Origin of the sequence: Moritella sp., assembly GCF_013215705.1 — a bacterium.
GTDB lineage: Bacteria > Pseudomonadota > Gammaproteobacteria > Enterobacterales > Moritellaceae > Moritella.
In genome coordinates this window covers 90094-112257 of the sequence record NZ_JABSQR010000011.1, presented here as the reverse complement: position 1 = coordinate 112257, position 22164 = coordinate 90094, and the positions used below count along the sequence as shown (strand labels likewise).

Sequence of the window (22164 nt, the reverse complement as noted above, 5' to 3'; positions counted from 1 at the left end):
ACGTTATTCCTTAGTCCAGCCAGGTTTGCGTTTATTCAGGAATGCATCTAGCCCTTCTTGAGCTTCGTTTGATACCCGAATTGCGGCGTTCCGTTGGCTTGTATCTGCGATTAATGTGTCATTGATAACGTGATTAGTGACACCATGAATTAATGATTTAGCGGCCTGCATAGCGGCGGGACTATTCGCCAGTAATGCGTCAGTAAAGGGGGAGGCTAGCGTATCTAAGTTATCACCCAGTTGGTGGATCAAACCATAGTCTAGCGCTTGCTCCGCGGTAAACATTTCGCCGGTTAAACAGTAACGCCGTGCTTGTCGTGGCCCGATGGCCATTATCACATAAGGGCTTATTACCGCAGGAATAAGCCCAATTTTCACTTCACTTAAACAAAATTTAGCTGTGGTTGTCGCGAGGGCTATATCACAACAGGCGACAAGTCCGATCGCCCCGCCAAAGCAGGCTCCTTGTATTAGCGCTATGGTTGGTTTGGGAAATTGATTGAGATTGTCCATCAATTTGGCTAATTGTGCGGCATCGGCTAGATTTTCTTGATAGCCAAGTTTGGCAATATCTTTCATCCAGTTAATGTCTGCGCCCGCTGAAAAGTGCTCACCTTCGGCCCGGAGGATCAATATTCGTACCGCAGGATCATGCTTTAATACTGCCAAGGTCGTCAGCAAGTGACTGATTGTTTTGGCACTAAATGCATTGCGTACTTTGGTCCGAGTGAGGGTGATAGTGGCTACACCCTGATTATCAACCGCCGTATGTAAGTGCTCTGCATTGATGATATTTAGTTGGTCTGAATCCTTTGTCATTCAACGATCCTAACTGTGGTTTTTAATTAGGGACTGCACTGTACAGAAGCAGTTGCATGCAATTGTCAGTACTTAAGCTACATTCTAAAAATACCAAATTGGGTATCTGCAATCGGCGCATTAAGGGCGGCTGAAATAGCTAACCCAAGTACTTGCCTTGTTTGTAATGGGTCGATAATACCGTCATCCCATAATCGCGCACTGGCATAGTAAGGATCACCTTGGGTTTCATATTGTTTAATAATAGGCGCTTTGAATTCAGCTTCTTCTGCTGTGGTCATGGTTTTATTATTACGGGCTAAGCCGTCTTTTTTGACTTGGCTGAGTACACTGGCTGCTTGCTCGCCGCCCATCACTGAAATTCTGGCATTTGGCCATATCCATAACAATGTGGGGTCGTAAGCGCGGCCACACATGCCATAATTACCGGCCCCGTAACTGCCGCCAATAATGACGGTAAACTTAGGCACTTGGGCGCAAGCGACAGCGGCAACCATTTTAGCCCCGTGTTTTGCTATCCCTTCTGCTTCGTATTTTTTACCCACCATAAAGCCGGTAATATTTTGCAGAAATACCAGTGGGATCTTACGTTTGCAGCACAGCTGAATAAAATGTGCGCCTTTTTGCGCCGATTCCGAGAATAAGATCCCATTATTGGCGATGATGCCGACAGGGTAACCGTGAATACGGGCAAAACCGCAAACCAGAGTTGTGCCGTAGTACTGTTTAAACTCATCCAATTCAGAGTTATCAACAATACGGGCGATGACTTCTTTCACATCAAACTGTTTTTTTAAATCAGTGCCGACAATCCCGTATAACTCTAGGCTGTCGAATAGAGGAGGGACAGTGGGAACTACAGTTAAATTAGGTCGTTTAAGGTGATTAATATTAGCGATGGCCTGGCGTACTAACTGTAATGCATGGGCATCATCTTGGGCGTAATGGTCGGCAACCCCAGACGTTTTACAATGTACATCTGCGCCACCGAGTTCTTCTGCACTGACTTCTTCACCTGTCGCAGCTTTGACCAATGGTGGGCCCGCTAAGAAGATGGTACCTTGTTGTTTTACAATGATAGACTCATCTGCCATGGCGGGAACGTAGGCTCCACCAGCAGTACATAAGCCCATGACTGACGCTATTTGTGGGATGCCTTTGGCAGACATATTGGCTTGATTAAAGAAGATGCGACCAAAGTGGTCACGGTCGGGAAAGACTTCATCTTGTCGCGGTAAAAATGCCCCTCCAGAGTCGACTAAATAGATACAGGGCAGGCAACAGCGCTCTGCTATCTCTTGCGCGCGTAGGTGTTTCTTCACCGTTAACGGGTAATAAGTACCGCCTTTTACAGTCGCATCATTGGCTATGATCATACATTCGATGCCATTAACACGACCGATACCCGCAACAATACCTGCGGCGGGCACTGAATCGGGATAGTATTGCCAAGCCGCAAATTGTCCGAGCTCTAAGAAGGGCGAACCGGGATCTAATAAGGCATCAATACGGTCACGGGCCAGCATTTTGCCACGGGCTAAATGGCGCTGTTGTGCTATTTCGCCACCCCCTTGTTTTACTTGTTCAATATTACTTTCGAGTTGTTGAACAAGATCCTGCATAGCTTGTTGTTTTGCCACAAAAGTAGGGTGGGTGATGTTGAGTGTTGAACCTATTTTCGCCATACTTGCTACGCTCCTGACTCATTAAACAGTTCTCGTCCTATCAATATACGGCGCATTTCTGATGTGCCAGCGCCGATCTCATAGAGTTTGGCATCTCGGAGTAAGCGACCCGCTGGGTATTCGTTACTGTACCCATTTCCGCCCAATAATTGGATAGTATCCAGTGCCATTTTTGTGGCCAGTTCGGCGCTGTATAAGATCACCCCAGCGCAATCCTTACGGCTGGCGTCACTGTTGTCACAAGCGTGGGCAACCGTATAGGTATAACATTTGGCCGCGTTCATTTGGCTATACATGTCAGCAATTTTGGCTTGCACAAGTTGAAATTCGCCAATGGATTTCCCGAACTGCTGACGCTGGTGGATATAGGGGATAACCAGATCCATACAGGCATCCATAATACCCAGTGGACCACCAGTGAGCACAAGGCGTTCGTAATCAAGGCCGCTCATGAGTACTTGCACGCCGTGATTGAGTGTGCCAAGGATGTTGGCTTTTGGTACTCGGCAGTGTTGAAATACTAACTCACAGGTATTGGAACCGCGCATACCTAACTTATCCAGTTTTTGTGCTTGGCTAAATCCAGCAAAGCCGCGTTCAACGATAAAAGCGGTAATACCGTGGCTGTTTAATTCCGGGGCTGTTTTGGTATAAACAATATAGGTGCTGGCTTCGGGACCATTGGTGATCCACATTTTATTGCCATTTAGTATGTAGTCGTCACCGTCTAATACCGCACTTAATTTCATTGAAACGACATCAGAACCCGCATTGGGTTCGGTCATGGCTAATGCACCTACGTGTTCACCGCTAATGAGTTTAGGCAGGTACTTCTGTTTTTGTTGGGCATTGCCATGCCGAAATATCTGATTAACACACAGATTTGAATGTGCGCCATAGCTGAGCCCAACCGATGCAGATGCGCGACTTATTTCTTGCATCGCAATGACATGAGCGAGGTAACTCATATTAACCCCACCATATTCTTCGCTGATGGTGATACCCAATAATCCCATGTCACCAAACTTTTGCCACATATCCGCTGGAAACAGATTATCTCGATCTATTTGTGCTGCGCGTGGGACGATTTCAGCATTTGCAAAGGCTTCGACGCTTTCGCGTAATAGGTCGATAGTTTCGCCAAGACAAAAGTTGAGTGATCTGTAGGCATTTGCCATTTGTGTTCCTATTAGGATGATTAAGTGAAGGTTCATGTCCATTCACGATCATTAAGGTACTCGGTAATTAATCTTGTCTTTCATTAATTTGAGTATGGTAGTTAACGAGTGGGGTTGCCAATTTGAATATGTTGATAGATGGGGGTAATTAAAGTTTAAAAACTGTATGTTTAGTTTGATCTTTGAGCTTTAATTTGCATGGTTTAATATTTATTTAATTAAAGTTGTTAATGTGATCTATATCTCTATATAATTCTCGTCCGGCCAGAACCATCGAGTTTAGCCACCTTAGTTACAAGCCGTCATCAAGGAAATGTGAGCGACCCAAGGATTTGGACCAGCGTGACTGTAGCTTGCTATCAAGGTGACTCGTATGTTGTTATTGGACGGACTGACTAGATTATTTTTTTCGAAAATGCTGTTTTTCCTCTCCTCATATACCAATGCACGTAATACCCATTGCAATAAAATAATGATTATTAATCAGGTCTAAGTTAATCCCACTGGGTGTTAATCTTTCCTGCGTTTACTGCCATCTAAATTTTATTACAATCGGTATGACACCTTCATTTTTTATACATCTATTTTTATGAGCAGGATGAAATTATGCAGTTGTTAATTAGCTTAGTCGGTATCGTAGTACTGATTTTATGTGCTTGTGCACTTTCTGAAAATCGCAAAGCGATTAAATGGCGTACCGTGGGTGGGGCTCTGTTCCTACAAGCGGGTTTTGCCGCACTGGTGCTTTATTCTTCTATTGGCCAAAGCATGCTTGGGTCGATGAGTAGTGGTGTTTCGAGTGTCTTAGGTTTTGCTGATGTAGGTATCCAATTCTTATTTGGTGATTTAGCGACGGGAGGATTTATCTTTGCGATCCGCGTATTACCCTTAGTTATTTTTATTAGTGCACTTATTTCACTTCTTTATTACATTGGTGTAATGCAGTGGGTGATTAAAGTGATTGGCGGTGGTATCCAGAAGTTTCTTGGTACCAGTCGTGTGGAATCATTAGCGGCAACAGGTAACATTTTCCTTTCTCAAGGTGAATCACCATTACTTGTAAAACCGTTTTTACCAACAATGACACGTTCAGAATTGTTTGCGGTAATGACGGGTGGTATGGCATCGGTTGCAGGTAGTGTACTCGGTGGTTATGCCGGTTTAGGTGTTGAGATTAAGTACCTCATTGCTGCAAGCTTCATGGCGGCTCCAGGTAGCTTGCTGATGGCTAAATTATTAGTACCAGAGCAAGAAACGGTAGTTGAAGATGCTCATGTTGAAATAGCAAAAAGCGAACATAGTAACGCGATTGATGCATTAGCAGCAGGTGCGATGAATGGTATGAAGGTTGCTGTGGCAATCGGTACTATGTTAATCGCATTTGTGAGTGTTATCGCAATGGCGAATGCAGGTTTTGAAATGGTCGGTAACTGGGTCGGTATTGAACACCTGACGTTACAAAGTGTCTTGGGTTATATTTTCTCGCCATTAGCCTTTCTGATCGGTATACCGGAGCATGAAATGCTGATTGCGGGTTCATTTATTGGCCAAAAAATGATTCTAAATGAATTTGTGGCTTTCATGGACTTCGCTGCAGTTAAAGAGACTATCTCTGAACACAGCCAAGTGATTATTACTTTTGCACTGTGTGGTTTTGCCAACATTGGTTCTATTGCCATTCAAATCGGGTCTATCGGAGTGATGGCTCCAGAGCGTCGTTCAGATGTGGCAAGCTTAGGTTTTAAAGCCGTATTAGCGGCAACATTGGCTAACTTAATGAGTGCGGCATTAGCAGGTATTTTCATTAGTCTGTAATAGAGTAAGAGTAAAAAAAAGTAAAGTAAAAGTAGAATCGAGATAGCGGTTGGTCGTTACAGCGTGCAACTAGGCTCTACAATGAGCAAGGCACACACTTATTTAGGTGTGTGCCTTTTTGGTTATGGCCGTTTTAACATTCCAGCTTGTGCATTCGTCATTAAAATAACGCGAGTGCTTAACTTGCTTGTGCTAGCGAGTCGGTCGCATTGTTATTGGTAAGTAGGCGCTTACCGTCTTTATCAAACAGGTGTAGATGTTGTTTTGCGACATTTAGCGTTAAGACTTCCTTAGTTTGGAAGTGCAGTTCGGGTGTTAACGCAGTAAATATTTTTTCATTCACTAAGCCATGCACCAGTTGATTAGGCCCTAAAGGCTCAACCGCTTGTACCGTTAATGAAAAACTTAACCCTGAATTTGAAGCCTCGAGTAGCGCATGTTCAGGTCTAATACCTAACTGGATCTTCTGCGCAGGTAAATGCGCATACTCAGCGAGGAATAAACGTTGATGTTCAAAATTTATCATACCATCAGCAATTTCAGCTTGATGAAAATTCATCGCGGGACTGCCAATAAAACTGGCGACAAAGCTACTTGCAGGCTGGTGATAGACTTCTGCTGGTGTACCTATTTGTTCTATTTTACCTTGATTCAATACAATAATACGGTCTGCTAATGTCATGGCCTCAACTTGGTCGTGGGTAACATAAACACTCGTCACCGCTAATTCACGTTGTAGTTTCTTAATTTCTAAACGCATGTGCGCACGCAATGACGCATCTAGGTTCGACAACGGCTCATCAAATAAGAACAATTGTGGTTCGCGGACAATCGCTCGACCCATCGCCACACGCTGACGTTGACCTCCAGATAATTTAGCGGGTTTACGATCTAAATAATCTGTTATCTTCAGTGTTTTTGCGACTTTTTCAATTTTTGATTCGATGCTAGCTCTATCAACACCGCGGTTCTTTAAACCATAGGCTAAGTTTTCATATACCGTCATGTGCGGATATAGGGCGTAGTTTTGAAATACCATGGCAATATCACGACTTGCTGGTTTTTCAGTATCAATACGACGATTATTTAGCTCTATCTCGCCACCGGTGATTGATTCTAAACCGGCGATAGCGCGTAATATGGATGATTTACCACACCCTGATGGGCCAACTAATACAATGAATTCACCTTGTTTAATATCGACTGAGATCCCTTTTACTGCTTGGTGGCCGTTATCATAAGTTTTAACTAAATTTTTAAGTACTAACATATTCTATCTCTTTACAAATTTGCTGTGGTGATACTATTGGTGGTTATGAGTAGCGGTTATGAGCACAATCACAACGATGACTACTTTTCTGTTTCAACAAGGCCTTGCACAAACCAACGTTGGAAAATGATGACGACTAAAATAGGTGGCAGCATGGCGAAGATAACTAACGCAAACGCTTGATCATAACGTGGTTGACTGCTTTGGCTAATGTCGCTCAGTAGTTGCTTAATCCCCATGACGATGGTGTTGTAGCTTTCATCTGTGGTCATCATGATTGGCCATAAATATTGATTCCAACCGACCACAAACATAATGATGAAAATAGCGGCAATCATGGTTTTTGATAACGGTAATAAAATATCCAGAAAGAAGCGTACTGGGCCGGCATTATCGAGTTGTGCCGCTTCCAATAATTCATTCGGAATGGTGCGGAAAAACTGACGGAAGAAGAAAGTTGCCGTTGCCGATGCAATTAATGGCAAGATTAATCCAGAAAAGCTGTTTAACATGCCCAATTTTGCGACAACTTCATAAGAGGGGATGATCCGAACCTCAAGCGGCAGCAGTAGCGTGACAAAAATAAGCCAGAACCAAAATGATGCAAACGGCATGCGGAAGTAAACGAGTGCGTAAGCGGCCATCATTGAAATGATGATCTTACCGACAGCAAAACCAAGCCCCATGATCATTGAGTTTATGATCATGGATTTTGCGTTAACATCGCTGCTAAAACCGATACTCTTGTTCCATACTTCACTGTAAACAGTGGTGAAGTTACCACCCGGTAACCACTGTAATCCATCACTGATAATGGTATTTGGATTGTGTGTTGAACTGGCAAATATGAGCCAGATAGGCATGATCATAAAGAGTGCGCCGATAATCAGGATCGCATGGTCTAACCATTGATTTTGTTTCATCATAAAATTCTCAAAGTTGTAACCGCAGACTGCGATTAATAGTGCACACGTTTTTCGATAAACTTAAATTGCATCCAAGTTAATGCCAATACTAAAACCAGTAACACCACTGATTGAGCTGCACTGCCACCCAGGTCGGTACCAATAAAACCATCACGGTAAATTTTATACACCAGTGATGTGGTTCCGCCGCCAGGTCCACCTGACGTCAAGGTATCGATAACCCCGAAGGTATCAAAAAAGGCATAGGTCAAGTTGATGACTAATAAGAAAAAACCCGTTGGCGCAAGCAGTGGGAAGGTGATCGTCCAGAATCGGCGGTTATCACTTTCGCAATCCAGCATTGCCGCTTCATTCACCGCAAATGAAATCGACTGTAAGCCCGCTAAGAAGTAGATAAAGTTGACTGAAATTTGTTTCCATACCGAGACTAAAACTAACACTAACGTCGCGTCAAAAGGATTGGTATATAAGCTAAAGTCCCAGCCGAGACTGGCGAAAATTTCGGTGAATACGCCGATATGTGGATTAAAGATAAAACCACCCATAATACCTGCCACGGCGGGTGCTATGGCATAAACCCAAGTTAAGGTGATTTTATACGCACTCTTACCATGTAAAATATTGTTGGCTTTAACGGCGAGCAGCAGGGCAAGGGCTAAAGATAAAAACGATACGACTACTGCAAAACCGAGAGTGAAAAACACTGATTTTAAGTATTCTGCGGAATTAAAAATGATGCTGTAGTTTTCTAATCCGACAAACGTAGATGACAGGCCCCAAGGGTCTTCTAACATAAACGACAGGTAAACGGCTTCAGCCGCCGGATAGAAAAAAAACACCGCGATAATTGCAATTTGTGGTACTAAAAGAATATAAGGCAATGCCGAATGGGTAAATTGTTGGCGTTGTTCCACAATAAAAACCTAATGAATTAAAGTAAGAAATTAGCTGTGGTGCACGTCATGTGAGCCACAGTCAGTAATAGGTTATCGTACCGTTCGAGCGAAACGATTTAAGATAACCTGACTTTCTTTGTCGATGTTGTTGAGCGCTTCTTCTACCGATGTACGGTTAGCAAAAACGTTATCAAACTCACGATGCATGACTTCTTGGATTTGTGAGTAGAAACCTAAACGATAACCTCGTGTCCATTCACCACCCGGTAAGCTTAATTGTTTGATACCTACTTCGGCATCAGGTTGTTCTTGGTAGTAACCAGATTGCTTAGTTAGCTGGTAAGCGGCTTTGGTTACTGTTACGTAACCCGTTGATTTATGCCAGAACATTTGTGTTTCAGGACTCGTTAAGAAATTAAAGAATGCGGCAACAGCCTGCTGTTCTTTTTTCGGTTTACCATCAATGGCGAATAATGCCGCACCACCAATAAAGGTACGACCAGCATTCTCATTTATCGATTTCCAGTACGGCAGGTAGGTTGTGCCTAAATCAAAATCAACGCGATTTCGTAAACCACCAAATGAACCTGATGAACCCATCCACATCGCCACTTGCTCTTTTTCAAATGGTGTTTGGTTGGCGTTCCAATCAGAACCGTAATACTTGTAATAACCTTTGTCAGACCAGTCTTTTAGCTTGTTAAAGTGCATCTTCATATCGGGCGTATTGATCATGATCTTGGTGGCTGGTGCATCAAAGCCATTATTCTTATCGGCAACCGGTAAGTTATGACGTGACTTGAAGTTTTCGAACATGATCCAAGGTGTCAGCGATTGTGAGAAAGTTGCATAGCCTTGTGCTTTTAGTTTCTTCGCGACTTGTTCCATGTCTTCATACGTCTTAGGTGCGTCAACACCAACTTTATCGAGAATATTTTTGTTGTAATACAGAACAGGTGTTGAACTGTTGAAAGGCATGCCAATCATTTTCCCGTTACTGTCAGCATAAAAATCACGTACGCCAGCAATATAGTCTTGATTGTTAAATGCATAACCTGATTCAACCAGGATATCTTGCACCGGTTTAGCGACACCGGGTGCATTAATTATCGTTGCAGCACCGACATCGGCAACTTGCAGTATGTTTGGCGCTTGATCGGCTCGGTAGGCTGCAATACCTGCTGTCAGCGTTTCAACGTATGAACCTTTAAATACTGGGGTAATTTTGTATTCATCTTGTGAAGCATTAAAATCACGAGCAATAGTATTGACTGTTTCACCCAGTTGGCCACTCATCGCGTGCCACCAAGTAATATCTGTCGCAGCCATAGTTGTACTTGATAGTAATGAAGCAAGAACACCTGTTATCAATTGCTTTTTCATCTCAATCCTTAATGATTAGGTTGTTATTAACAGTAAATGTGGTGCTTATAATAAGGGGGAATAATGACAGTTACGTTTCACTTTTGTTGTGGTAAAGTTAAAGTTAAGTCATAAATAGGGCGTTGTAATATGTTTGGAGTCACAGAACTGTGGTTATTTGTGCTATCTGGCATCATGTTAAATTTGATCCCCGGTCCTGATTCTTTATATGTGATTGGGCGTAGTGCAGGGCAGGGATTTCGTGCTGGCTCTGTCGGGGCTTTTGGTATTGGCACCGGCACATTAGTGCATATTCTTGCCGCTGCGTTTGGTCTTTCAGCTATTTTAGCCACATCGGCCATGGCATTTACAGTGATTAAGGTGATTGGTTGTATCTATCTGTTGTACATTGGTTTTAGTATGCTGTTGTCAAAGAGTAAAACGGCTGATGTTGATGCTGTTAATGTAGATAGTAACAATACATCATTATCACAAATCTTCTTTCAAGGCTTTTTAACCAATGTCCTCAATCCCAAAGTAGCCTTGTTCTTCTTGGCTTTTGTACCACAATTTATCGCCATGGATGATCCGCACAAAGCCCTGTCATTTATTTTTCTCGGTATCATTTTTAATATTAACGCCATGATCTGGTGCCATATTCTGGCTTGGTCATCGTCATCGATTGGCGGCAAGCTTAAACATAACCAACGCTTAACGACTTATCTCACCAAGTTCACTGGCGGTTTGTTCCTATTTTTCGGTATTAAACTCGCCTTAACAAAACAAAGTTAGGCTCATCATCAATTATGAGGGGTGTTTTAGTGCCAATTTTAAACGCTAAAAACAGCTATTATATTGAATTAAAACACTATTAATATAGATGTTCACATTATAATAGACTGAAAATTGACAAACGCTTACAAAATACAATTGATAATGATTATCAATTGTATTTAAGGTTGTTTAAAATGCGCATTTACGATCCTTATAGATAAATGAAAATGCGACTTAACACTATATTTAAACTTAATACTCTAGCGCTAGCCATTATTTCCAGCTTAAACGTTTCTGCATCTGAACAACCAGATCAAAATATCACGACGGTGGTGGCCAATGACACTGAGCGTGCGATAACTGTCGACCAGCCGGGTAAATCGTTAATTACAAGGGAAGAAATTGAAGAGCAACAAGCCAATAATGTTGCTGAAATTATGGATATGATTCCAGGTGTCACCATTGATGGTGGTGCGCGTCAAGGTGGGGAACGTATCAACATTCGTGGTTTCTCTGCGACTGAAGATCTTGCTTTTTATGTTGATGGTGCGCCAATTGGGTTCCAGCAATACCGTTATGGCAGTTTCTTCTTTGACCCGAGTATGATTGGGGAAGTTGAAGTGACTAAAGGAGCACATGATTATAAAACCGGAAACGGTGGTGCTGGCGGTACTATTCGAATCAAGACTAAAGATGCAGAAGACCTGCTTCGGGAAGGTGAAAGCTTTGGCGTTCGTGTGCAAGCTGGTTTTAACAGTGGAGATCATAATCAACGTTACAGTGTCACTGCTTATGGTAAAACAGGTGGTTTCCAATACTTGGTTAATGGCATCACCCGTAATACCGGAGATATGGCCGACGGTAATGGGAATACGGTTAAATTTTCGGGTTCAGAGCAAAAAAACTGGTTAGCAAAAATGAGCTATGATGTTGGTACACATCGTTTTGCACTCAGTCACAGTGAATTTTCTGATGAAGGACGTAAACCCTGGGCAACACGTCGCGGTACTATGCCAAAAATAGGGCCATATCAGATAAGGAAATATGGTTCAGTAGAGAATGCAAAGTTCGCTTATACTGTTTACAATCAATATTCGAATAATACGACGACGGCAAATTATCATTATAATCCAATCAATGCGCTGGTTGATGTCGATTTTACATTATCAGTTTCGGAAAATAAACGTCATTGGGAGCGACCTGATTTTACCTGGAATAAATATAATACTGATGGAAGCATAAATAAACGCAGTCTGTATGTGAGTGTTGGTGCATATGGTCATGCTTCAGATCTTAATTATAAGCGTCACTTTACAGATTTAAATAATACTGCGCAATTGGGCGATCATACGATCACAACGGGTTTACAATACCAGTATCAGGATAGAAATTCCTTAGTAAATAATCGGACTAAGGCGAAAGATGCAAAGAAAAACTTTGGTATTTACACCCCTTATTATGAGCCTTCTGGTACTCAGTCTACCTACTCATTTTATATTGCTGACGGTTATCAAATTACGGATGATTTATTAATCACACCTTCAATTCGCTATGATTACGTGCGTAGCGAAGGTAAAGGTAACTTAGCCAGTGATTATAATGACCCAACAGTAGGGCATGACTATAGTGCCATATCGCACGATGGTTGGAGTCCTCGCCTTGAGTTAGATTATTATATTACTGATAACACCAGTCTAAACATGGCGTATGCCTATGCATTTCAAGCGCCAACAATTGATGATACTTATTCGGTTCAATATGCTAGAGCAAGAGGCGCGAAAGCAACAAGTCGAGATCTTGATGCAGAACGTATACACGCCTTTAGCACTAGCTTAACGAATCATACGGTGGGTGTTTTTACGCATAACGATCAATTTTCAGGTCAAATCACCGGCTTTTATAATGAAGTCGAAAATGACATTGGTCAGCGTATGAAAGCCAAAAGGGTGGATGGGACTCAGCAAGGTTGGCGCGTAAACCTCGATGGTTTTAAAACCTATGGTATTGAACTTATGGGGCAATATCGCCTTAATGGTTTTTATGCGAATTCATCATTGGTGAGTATCCAAGGTAAACATAATGGTTCATGGAAAGATTCCACTGGTCCAGATGATCATGTACCAGGTATACCACCATTGAATATTAATGTTGGAATGGGCTACGAATGGATTCGAGGATTAACAACAGGCTGGGACTTACGTTGGTATGATAAACAAGATGATGTACCAACTACGAGCTATGTTGTTAACAATGCAAGCGAGTCGTATACATTGCAAGATATCTATGTGAAATGGCAACCTTTGGCTGATAAAGAACAACTGACCATGAGATTAACAGTTAAGAATCTGACAGACCGCTATTATGAACCCTACCTATCAAACGGGGTCGCAGCGGCTGGGCGTGAGATCCGCGCGAATGTGGCGTATCAATTTTAATTGTTGAGTGACACAACATCTGTAGAGATTTTGTGTCTGCGATATTAATCTAAAATGAGCATCTATATTGGATTAATATCGCCCCTTTTGGGCGTTTACTCGATATTGGCATATAATTATACCCTAGGGAGCAAGTGAGTATTATTTCGTCATTAACCTTGATAAACCTATTTAATTTTGTGTAGGTTACATAGATTTTAGACTGATATTGATGAGGTACAACTGGTTAATAACTGGTTGGTTAAAGGTAAAAATTCAATGCAATTTATAAATAATTTTAGAGGCATTGCAATTTTATTAATCATGTTGATCCATGCAATCGGCACGATTAATAATGATGGCTCGATGATCTTGTATGGTATTGGCTTGCTACTTGATAATACAACTATTTTATTTGTTGTTGTTGCAGGTTATTTATTTTCATCATTATCGACTAATTTTAATTATCTAAAATATTTAAAACATAAATTTAAAATTATTATCATCCCTTATTTTTTTGTTTCACTTCCGGCTATTTTTATTTATCTGTCTGGGATTAAAACTACCCATTTCTGGATTGATATGAATTGGTTTAATAGTTTAGGTCTGGTTTATCAATATTTGTATTTTATGCTATCAGGGGCACATCTTGTAACACTGTGGTTTATTCCCATGATCATTCCACTTTATATTTTCAGTCCGAGTTTTATTTATATTAAAAGTAAGCAATTGTTAGGTGTTTTTTTTATACTGTCTTTAATACCTGCAATGTGGTTTGGACGTCCTGAATTTAGTATAAATAACGTAATTTGGACTGTGTATTTTTTACCGACTTATGTATTAGGGATGTTACTTTGGCAGCAGCCACGTATTTATGAAGCGCTGACAAAATATAGTGGCGTGCTGTTAGTGGGTTATATCGTTGTTTATCTTTGGTTATCATGGGGTACCGCATTTAGTTCATCGGTAGATCTATTGTGTAAAATGGTGTTGGCGGTGATCTTAATTGCGTTTGCAAAACGTTATTTAGCAAAGAAAAATAAATGTTTAAATATGTTTGCCCGTTTAAGTTTTTATTTATATTTTGTGCATGGTTATTTTATTTCAACGATACGAATAGTGTATAACCAATATCTGAGTGTTGAAGTAACCGGGTTATTTGCTGCATCAGCAAGCTTTGCGCTAACGCTGATTCTATCGTTATCGTCGTTTGTGATAATTAAATTAATTTTAAAGGAGAAATCAAAAATATTTATCGGACTATGAGCTAATTTTTTATCAGTCCAGTATTTTATTATATTGTTTAGAAATAGAGGGCGTGTATGTTTTTTGATGATTTAAGCCGATTTAAAGATAACATTGCGGTAATTGATGCAGTCAATGGTGACACCATTACTTATAATAATCTTGATCATCAAGTAGAGATATTATCTTTGCAACTTGGTAATAATAAAGAATTGGTATTTATTGAATCAAAAAATACCATTGTATCGGTGATTTGTTACTTAGCGTGTTTAAAGAGTAACAAAGTCGTTTATCTTGCTGACGATTTTAACAGTGATAAATCAATTCAGCTGATTAAAAATTACCAACCCAATTTGCTTATTGATGGTTTTGGTCAGGTGTGCCAGCATGCACAATGCAATTACCAGTTACATCCAAACTTAACCTTGTTGCTGTCGACATCAGGCACGACGGGTACCCCCAAATTTGTCAAGCTTAGTAGCAGTAATATCCAGTCAAACACGGAGTCGATTGTCGAATATCTGAATTTGACTGAACATGATATTGCTTTAGCACATCTAAAATTACATTATGCGTATGGTTTATCTATTTTACACTCCCATTTACAGGCTGGTGCATGTACCGTATTTACCGCTCATAGCGTATTAGACACTGGATTTTGGTATGACTTAAAGACATATTCTGCCACCAGTTTTGCCGGTGTGCCTTATACTTTTGAGGCTCTGTTAAAGACTGATTTTGACTTTAAAACATACCCTAGTTTACGTTATGTCACGCAAGCCGGTGGTAAGCTCGAAGGTTTTTTAGTCAAACAATATGCGTTGCAAGCGCAAGCGAACGGGGTCGAATTTTTTGTCATGTATGGCCAGACCGAAGCCTCGCCTAGGATCTCTTACCTGCCACCACACCTGACTGTCGACTTCCCAAATACCATCGGCCGTGCGATTCCGCAGGGGAAATTATATATTGTTGATGACGAAGGAAACGAGATTAAAACGTTAGATAAGTCTGGTGAACTGGTTTATCGCGGTGACAATGTGATGATGGGTTATGCCAAGTCAGTGACTGGTTTGGCTAACGATGAAACCCCAGAGATGTTACTTACTGGTGATATTGCTTGTCGTACACATCATGATCTTTTTTACTTAGTCGGCCGAACCAAACGGTTTGTGAAATTATTTGGATTGCGGATAAACCTTGATGATGTGCAAAGTTTTGTTAAAAGTCATTATCCACAAAGTGCAGTAACAGGTAATGATAATGCTATTATTATCGCCTTGGAAGCAAGCCATGATGACGTAGATATAACTCATTTATTGACACGATTAAGCGACTACTATTCATTACCGCGTGACAAATTCATCATCAACATAGTTAATGCCATTCCACTACTCTCTAATGGAAAATATGACTTTAGGGCGATTATAAATCATGCCTATAAAAAACCGTCGGTTGGATTTTTTCAGCGTACGTTATGCTCTATTTCAAGTATTTTAGAATTAGATGAGAAAGAGTGGGAGAGTATTAGCCACCTATTTATTGATGCGTTAGATTTAGCCGAGTTATCCCCCGATGAAAATTTTCATAGTTTAAATGCTGATTCGTTGTCTTTTGTTTATTTATCAGTAGAACTAGAGCACTGCTTAAGAAACGAGTTGCCCAAGCATTGGCAGCAATGCAGTGTTGCAGAATTAGACCAAATTTATGCAAGCATACGGTTTAATGGATAGACTGGTTCGGTTACATACATATTCATTTCCCTTTTAGCCATCATCATTGTTACCGCAAGGTTGAGCTAAGGTTAATCTAAGGTTTAACTCTCGTTAAATACACCTCTATAGGGTTATATCTGCTCCCGTTGATTTAGATCAATTTTTTAGTTTTACACTGCGCTAGTATCCGAGTGATTAATCTGATCAAGGAGGCTATGTTGGTTAATACATTTAAAACCTTACTTAAATTTATGTTGGGAAGTATCAGGGATCTTGCGCCCATTATTCTTGTGATTTTATTCTTTCAGTTAGTGGTTATTCAGCAGCCGCTACCGAATGTCGGCCAACTTCTTATTGGCGTACTGTTTGTATTATTAGGACTCACCTTCTTTATTCATGGCCTTGAACAAGGCTTATTTCCCATTGGCGAATCTATGGCTCATGCGTTTGCGCGTAAGGGCAGTGTTGGTTGGTTGTTAACTTTTGCATTTTGTCTTGGTTTTGGTACCACGGTTGCGGAACCAGCATTAATTGCCGTTGCAGCCGAGGCTGCGAGGGTTGCAGCCAGTGGTGATCTTATCGGCACGACACAAACGGCAATTGATGAATATGCCCAAGGCTTAAGAATGAGTGTGGCATTGAGTGTTGGGATTGCGATTGCAATTGGTGTGCTACGTATTATCAAAGGCTGGCCACTGCAGTGGTTCATTATTGGTGGTTATATATTGGTGGTGATCATGACGATGTTTGCACCCGCTGAGATTATTGGTATTGCTTATGATTCGGGCGGTGTCACGACATCAACAATCACTGTGCCACTTGTCACTGCGTTAGGGGTGGGGCTTGCATCTTCTATTAAAGGTCGAAACCCGATGATTGATGGTTTTGGTCTTATTGCGTTAGCATCGCTTAACCCGATTATCTTTGTAATGGCTTATGGAATGGTGATGCTATGACCTTTGTCGATATGTTACATCAAATTGGCGCGACAATCGTGACGACGTTTCACGATGTATTACCGATTGCCGCGATTTTATTTGGTTTCCAGTTTGCTGTCATTCGTAAACCTTTACCTAATTTAGGCCGAGTATTAATGGGTTTCTTGTGGGTATTACTTGGCTTGTCACTGTTTTTGATTGGGTTGGAGTGGGCGTTATTTCCGCTTGGGCGCTTAATGGCACAGCAACTTACCGACCCGGCTTTTCTTGCGAGTGTCAATAATGTCGAAACCGTCACTGGCAGCGTCCGTGAGCTGGTTTGGACTGATTATTACTGGGTATATCTATTTGCATTCTTAATCGGTTTTGCTACTACGATTGCGGAACCATCATTGATTGCGGTTGCGATCAAAGCGAATGAAGTTTCCGGCGGTGCCATAGGTGTTTGGGGCTTACGTTTATCTGTTGCATTGGGTGTGGCGATTGGTATCTCGCTCGGTTGCTATCGCATTGTTGTCGGCGACCCTATTCATTGGTACATCATTACGGGTTATGTGGTTGTGGTGTTACAAACACTGGTAGCACCAAAACTGATTATCCCATTGGCTTATGATTCAGGTGGCGTAACGACGTCGACGGTAACCGTACCCTTAGTTGCGGCACTCGGACTCGGATTAGCAGAAACAGTGCCAGGGCGTAACCCGATAATCGATGGTTTTGGTCTGATTGCGTTTGCGAGTCTGTTTCCGATCATGTCGGTCATGGCTTATGCACAAATATCGCAGTGGATCAGTGCTCGTGACAACAATGTCGCTTCAAACTAATTAGCGAATGTTCACGAGTGATTGCAATAGCAATAACAGTAACAGTTAAAATTATGAATTGTTGGAGAATAAAATGCATTTTAAATTAATCGTCGCCTTTGTCGATGCTGGTATTACAGACCGTATCATGGATGCTGCGCGCAGTGCGGGTGCTACTGGTGCCACTATTATTAATAATGCGAGAGGTGAAGGCCTTAAGCAATCGAAAACCTTTTTTGGTTTAACCCTAGAAACGCAGCGTGATGTTTTATTATTTATTGTTGAAGAACATTTAAGTCGACATATTTTAGAAGAAATCAATAAAGTCGGTCAGTTTGATGAAAAGCCGGGGTCCGGTATTGCGGTTCAAATTGACGTGGAAGATGCGGTCGGTGTGAATCACCAAATTAGTCAATTAACGAAAACTGTGGAGAATGAACTGTGACCAAAAATCTAATTAAAGCCAATGCGGTTATGACGAAAAATTATATTTGTATGGACGGTATGCAGACCATTCGTGAAGCGATTGATGCCATGAAACAGAGTGATTCGAAAGTGATCATTGTGAATAAGCGTGACCAACATGATGCTTACGGTATTTTGGTATTATCAGACATCGCTAAGCAAGTATTAGCTAAAGACCGTTCACCCGATCGTGTTAATATTTATGAAGTGATGGCAAAACCGATCGTATCTGTACCGCCGCAAATGGATATTCGTTACTGTGCTCGGTTATTTGAGCGTTTTGGTTTATCTCACGCACCTGTGATTGAAAATGAAGATATTTTAGGTTTGATTGGCTATAACGAACTAGTTCTACACGAGCTGTAATACGTTAATCCAAGTTAATAAATTATATAAAAAGGCGGCAATGTCACTATTATTACAATAGGAAATAGCCGCCTTTTTATTGTCTTTTGATTATATTTTCATTTGTAAAATCAAAAGTTGATCACCATTAAGATGCTAACACTAGAATGATGAGTGCAGGGCAAATAACACGTACATACCAAGGCCATATTTTCCAAAATAAACCATCTTCCAGTTCTGTATTACCTTGTTTAATTTCGGTAAGTAGTTGGTCACGACGCCATATCCAACCCACTAATAATGCGAAGATTAACGAAAGAATAGGTTGTGCATAAACAGTTGTTGCTGTGATCACTAAGCCAAACAAATCGCCAAAGTTAAAGATGATCACTGCTGAAATCAACGTAATAATACCGCCAATCCACCAAACAACTGTAGAGCGATCCTTATTTAATTCTTCGGTTGCACAAGATACTGGCACTTCTAACATTGCGATTGATGACGTTAGAGCGGCAATAAGCATTAATACAAAGAACAAAATGCTGATTACAATACCCATAGTACCCATGGTGTCAAACATCGCAGGTAATACATTAAATACTAACGTATCAGAGCTAAGCAGGGCACCGGCAGCGTCATAAATTTCAACGCCATTTTTTTGAGCCACGAACATCGCAGGTAAAATCAGTAGACCTGCACCAAATGCAACTCCGGTATCCAGTAATGCGACTTGTACGGCTGTTTTTGGAATGTTGGTATCTTTACTTAAATATGAACCGTATACCATCATTGCACATACACCCAACGATAATGAGAAGAACGCTTGACCCATCGCACTGATCACTAAGTCTGAACTTAGGTGTGAGAAGTCGGGAATAAGGTACATTTCAAGACCTTCACTCGCGCCATCGAGTGTTAAGATATAGGCAGTCAGCAAACCAAATAAGATGAAGAGTAATGGCATTAAACGTGAAGACCAGCGTTCGATACCATCAGTAACGCCGCTTTTAACAACATTGATCGTCATCAGCATAAAGATAACCATCATCACCAAGTTACGTTCTGTACCAAATGCATTCACCCATTCAGCCGCTGCATCAAGACCGATAAGTGCAAACAGTGGAGACAGTAATGAACCTAATAACCAGCCCGCAACAATGGCGTAAAAGCTTAAGATCATTGATACCGCAACCATGCCTGCAATACCTAAACCAGCAGCCGCCATTTTTTGTTTTGGCCAAATCGATTGAATAGATTTAATTGGATTAGCTTGACCGTGACGACCGATGGTTAGCTCTGCTACTAGTAATGGGTAAGCTAGAATAAACACCATGAATAAGTAAACAAGTAAAAATACAGCTCCGCCGTTACTCGCTGCTTGTGTAGGGAAACCCCAAATATTACCGACACCGACTGCAGAACCTGCTGCTGCCATGAGGAAGCCGAATCGAGACGAAAATTGTGCTCTTGAACCTGTTGCCATTTTTATTCCAACGTATTTCTTGCCGAGTTAGTGGTTAATTTTGCGAGTTGTACGCATGGTTTATCGTGGTGTAAACCTTTATGTACACGTGGTCAAAATTAGATTTTAATTATATTGGTGACAAGTAGAACAGTTTTATCGTATTATTAAAAGCCCGAAGGGCATATGTTTCATTTATTAATGTGTGTGCAGTTTATAATTTAACCAATTCATTTATATTTAGCTTATCAGCCTCATCTGAATCTTTATATTCAATATATAAAACTGCAGTGGCGTGCCCTGGTATTATCCCAAATCTTACTCTCATTCTCTAACCAGCTGAATTTGATAACCTATGATTTTCTCCAAACTTAATAGTAAAACGCTCCATTTGTCCGATCACAAAAAGGGATTAATAGCTTCAATATTCGCTTCTTGTTTATTTGCATTGCTGCCCTTGTATGTACAGTTCCAACCGACCTGGCCAGAAACAGGTGTTGCCGGAGGCGCTGGTCATTGGCTAGCTGGGCAAAGAGTGTTGTGGAGCGCTGTTATTATGTTATTGGGTTTAATCGTAGTAGGGCGAATATCATTGTTGTGGGAACAATTAAAACAATGGCGATTATGGCCGCAATTTTTACTTTCTGCCTGTTTAATTGCACCACAGTTTTGGATTTTTATCTGGGCGCCTCTACAGAGGGAAATACTGTCTGTGGCATTAGGCTATTTTGCGCTACCTCTGATCTTGGTTGCCGTTGGTTATTTTGTTTATGGTGAGCAATTAACCCGTGCACAGTTATTCGCATGCATCATTGCTGCTTGTGGTGTTGTTTATGCCTATGTCATTGCTGATGGCATCTCTTGGATTGTGTTTGTGATTGCTTTAGGTTATCCGCTGTATTTTATGAATCGTCGACGTTACCCAATGGCGAGCGATCTGGTATTCACCTTAGACAACATTTTTTTACTACCAGTTGCACTGCTTGGCATGCTTTATTTACAACCCTTTAATGATTGGCTACAAATCGAAGCCTTGTCTTGGGCTTATTATCTAGGACTGGCGATTACAGGCACACTACCGATGTTATTATTTTTATACGCTTCACAAATGCTCCCACTTAGCCTGTTTGGTTTATTGACTTATTTAGAGCCGACATTAGTTTTTTGTGTTGGCTTATTACTTGGTGAGCGCATTGAATTAATCCAATGGCCAATCTATGGGGCTATTATGCTTGCCTTGGTATTAATCGCGGTAGATAGTTATAAACGACGCGGTTAGTACTATATTGGGAATTATGAATGCGCAAATCATGAGTGGATTGATCTCAGCCATATTTGGACAGGGTGAGATTTTAAGCTTCAAAGAGCAAAGTTTACATTACATAAAATATGACTACATCAGGGTCTGAACAAAAATACGATTTAAAAAATCGTATTTTTGTTTTTATAGAGGATATATAGATATGTGCCTAATTATCTTGCTAAAACAGGATAAGTAAAGAAGATAAGATGCACGAAATTAAAGAGGAAATGAGCAAGTACTGCGCACCATAAGCGGTTAGTAAAGTGAAATACCAAGCCATAACCTAAACCGGCTAAAGTAGCGAATATCACCAATAATGTACCACCAGAAAAATGAGCTAAGCCAAATAGTATACTCGCGACTGCTAAGCCAATTTGCCATTCAAAACGACGACTTAATGATTGTTGAATAAAGCCTCGAAATAGTGCTTCTTCAGCTACACAGGTTAATAGCAAGTTATTAAGCACGAACAACCACCACCAAGACGGCAAACCAAACTCAGTCTTAATCGCCCCAAAGTATGCTGCAATAGGTAAGAGAGAAAGTAAAAGAGGAAGTGTTATAAGCAGTGGTTTTAACTGCCATTTTTTCTTACCGCCGAGTAGTATTGGGTAAGCTAGAAGAAGTGCAAAAAATGTAAGCGGCTTATCTAAATTTAGATACATAGAAAAAGGCAAACTTTCAGGGCCAGCTTTTACATTGTCTAACACCTGAAGATTGTTGAACCCCGGAATAAGGTGCATAAACAGCAT

Annotated in this window: 19 protein-coding genes; 10 read left to right on the top strand and 9 right to left on the bottom strand. The window is 41.0% G+C overall.

All coding sequences use genetic code 11. The features are described 5' to 3' along the window. Positions 1-3: 3 nt before the first annotated feature. The 3 genes from HRT96_RS09230 to HRT96_RS09220 form a co-directional block, all read right to left on the bottom strand. On the bottom strand, positions 4-819 hold the full coding sequence (locus HRT96_RS09230; protein ID WP_293155321.1) for an enoyl-CoA hydratase-related protein: 816 nt from the start codon (positions 817-819) through the stop codon (positions 4-6). Positions 820-896: 77 nt separating this feature from the next. Further along, entirely contained in the window at positions 897-2504 is a 1608-nt protein-coding gene (locus HRT96_RS09225) for a carboxyl transferase domain-containing protein (RefSeq protein ID WP_293155318.1), read from the bottom strand. Positions 2505-2509: 5 nt separating this feature from the next. Next, positions 2510-3682, bottom strand: coding sequence for an isovaleryl-CoA dehydrogenase (locus HRT96_RS09220; RefSeq protein ID WP_293155315.1), 1173 nt, complete (start codon positions 3680-3682; stop codon positions 2510-2512). 606 nt (positions 3683-4288) lie between these two features. Here HRT96_RS09220 and HRT96_RS09215 point away from each other — a divergent pair. Then, the gene (locus HRT96_RS09215) at positions 4289-5497 is read left to right on the top strand and encodes a NupC/NupG family nucleoside CNT transporter (protein ID WP_293155312.1); all 1209 of its coding nucleotides are present in this window, start codon (positions 4289-4291) and stop codon (positions 5495-5497) included. A gap of 178 nt (positions 5498-5675) precedes the next feature. On the opposite strand, the gene ugpC is transcribed toward HRT96_RS09215, so the two are convergent. The 4 genes from ugpC to HRT96_RS09195 all read right to left on the bottom strand — a co-directional run bounded on the left by ugpC (position 5676) and on the right by HRT96_RS09195 (position 9972). Beyond that, positions 5676-6767, bottom strand: a complete 1092-nt coding sequence (gene ugpC, locus HRT96_RS09210) for a sn-glycerol-3-phosphate ABC transporter ATP-binding protein UgpC (RefSeq protein ID WP_293155309.1) — start codon at positions 6765-6767, stop codon at positions 5676-5678. Positions 6768-6847: 80 nt separating this feature from the next. Beyond that, positions 6848-7693: a sn-glycerol-3-phosphate ABC transporter permease UgpE gene (ugpE, locus tag HRT96_RS09205; protein ID WP_293155306.1), complete on the bottom strand. Its 846-nt coding sequence runs from the start codon at positions 7691-7693 to the stop codon at positions 6848-6850. Between the two features lie 32 nt (positions 7694-7725). Further along, positions 7726-8607: an ABC transporter permease subunit gene (locus tag HRT96_RS09200; protein ID WP_293155303.1), complete on the bottom strand. Its 882-nt coding sequence runs from the start codon at positions 8605-8607 to the stop codon at positions 7726-7728. Positions 8608-8679: 72 nt separating this feature from the next. After that, positions 8680-9972, bottom strand: a complete 1293-nt coding sequence (locus HRT96_RS09195; RefSeq protein ID WP_293155300.1) for an extracellular solute-binding protein — start codon at positions 9970-9972, stop codon at positions 8680-8682. Positions 9973-10101: 129 nt separating this feature from the next. Here HRT96_RS09195 and HRT96_RS09190 point away from each other — a divergent pair, with 129 nt between their 5' ends. From HRT96_RS09190 to HRT96_RS09155, 8 genes are all read left to right on the top strand, one after another. Next, a complete protein-coding gene (locus HRT96_RS09190; RefSeq protein WP_293155297.1) occupies positions 10102-10743 on the top strand; it encodes a LysE family translocator in 642 nt (213 codons plus the stop codon). A gap of 209 nt (positions 10744-10952) precedes the next feature. After that, complete coding sequence (locus HRT96_RS09185) at positions 10953-13160, top strand: TonB-dependent receptor (protein ID WP_293155294.1); 2208 nt, start codon at positions 10953-10955, stop codon at positions 13158-13160. A 258-nt stretch (positions 13161-13418) separates the two neighbouring features. After that, complete coding sequence (locus HRT96_RS09180) at positions 13419-14405, top strand: acyltransferase (protein ID WP_293155291.1); 987 nt, start codon at positions 13419-13421, stop codon at positions 14403-14405. Positions 14406-14461: 56 nt separating this feature from the next. Further along, positions 14462-16114, top strand: a complete 1653-nt coding sequence (locus HRT96_RS09175) for an AMP-binding protein (protein WP_293155288.1) — start codon at positions 14462-14464, stop codon at positions 16112-16114. Positions 16115-16311: 197 nt separating this feature from the next. Beyond that, on the top strand, positions 16312-17052 hold the full coding sequence (locus HRT96_RS09170; protein ID WP_293135963.1) for a DUF1538 domain-containing protein: 741 nt from the start codon (positions 16312-16314) through the stop codon (positions 17050-17052). Further along, a complete protein-coding gene (locus tag HRT96_RS09165) occupies positions 17049-17858 on the top strand; it encodes a DUF1538 domain-containing protein (protein WP_293155285.1) in 810 nt (269 codons plus the stop codon). Before HRT96_RS09170 ends, HRT96_RS09165 begins: the two co-directional genes overlap by 4 nt. A 73-nt stretch (positions 17859-17931) precedes the next feature. Next, the gene (locus tag HRT96_RS09160; protein ID WP_293155282.1) at positions 17932-18282 is read left to right on the top strand and encodes a P-II family nitrogen regulator; all 351 of its coding nucleotides are present in this window, start codon (positions 17932-17934) and stop codon (positions 18280-18282) included. Continuing rightward, complete coding sequence (locus tag HRT96_RS09155) at positions 18279-18668, top strand: CBS domain-containing protein (RefSeq protein WP_293155279.1); 390 nt, start codon at positions 18279-18281, stop codon at positions 18666-18668. The genes HRT96_RS09160 and HRT96_RS09155 overlap by 4 nt, the downstream gene beginning before the upstream one ends. A 127-nt stretch (positions 18669-18795) precedes the next feature. Here the strand turns inward: HRT96_RS09155 and HRT96_RS09150 are convergent, their stop codons facing one another. Beyond that, positions 18796-20130, bottom strand: coding sequence for a sodium-dependent transporter (locus tag HRT96_RS09150; protein ID WP_293155276.1), 1335 nt, complete (start codon positions 20128-20130; stop codon positions 18796-18798). Positions 20131-20464: 334 nt separating this feature from the next. Here HRT96_RS09150 and rarD point away from each other — a divergent pair, with 334 nt between their 5' ends. Continuing rightward, positions 20465-21388 carry an EamA family transporter RarD gene (gene rarD / locus HRT96_RS09145; RefSeq protein WP_293155273.1) on the top strand — a complete coding sequence of 308 codons (924 nt, stop codon included), beginning with the start codon at positions 20465-20467 and terminating at the stop codon, positions 21386-21388. A 194-nt stretch (positions 21389-21582) separates the two neighbouring features. On the opposite strand, the gene HRT96_RS09140 is transcribed toward rarD, so the two are convergent. Continuing rightward, positions 21583-22164: a CPBP family intramembrane glutamic endopeptidase gene (locus HRT96_RS09140; RefSeq protein ID WP_293155449.1), complete on the bottom strand. Its 582-nt coding sequence runs from the start codon at positions 22162-22164 to the stop codon at positions 21583-21585.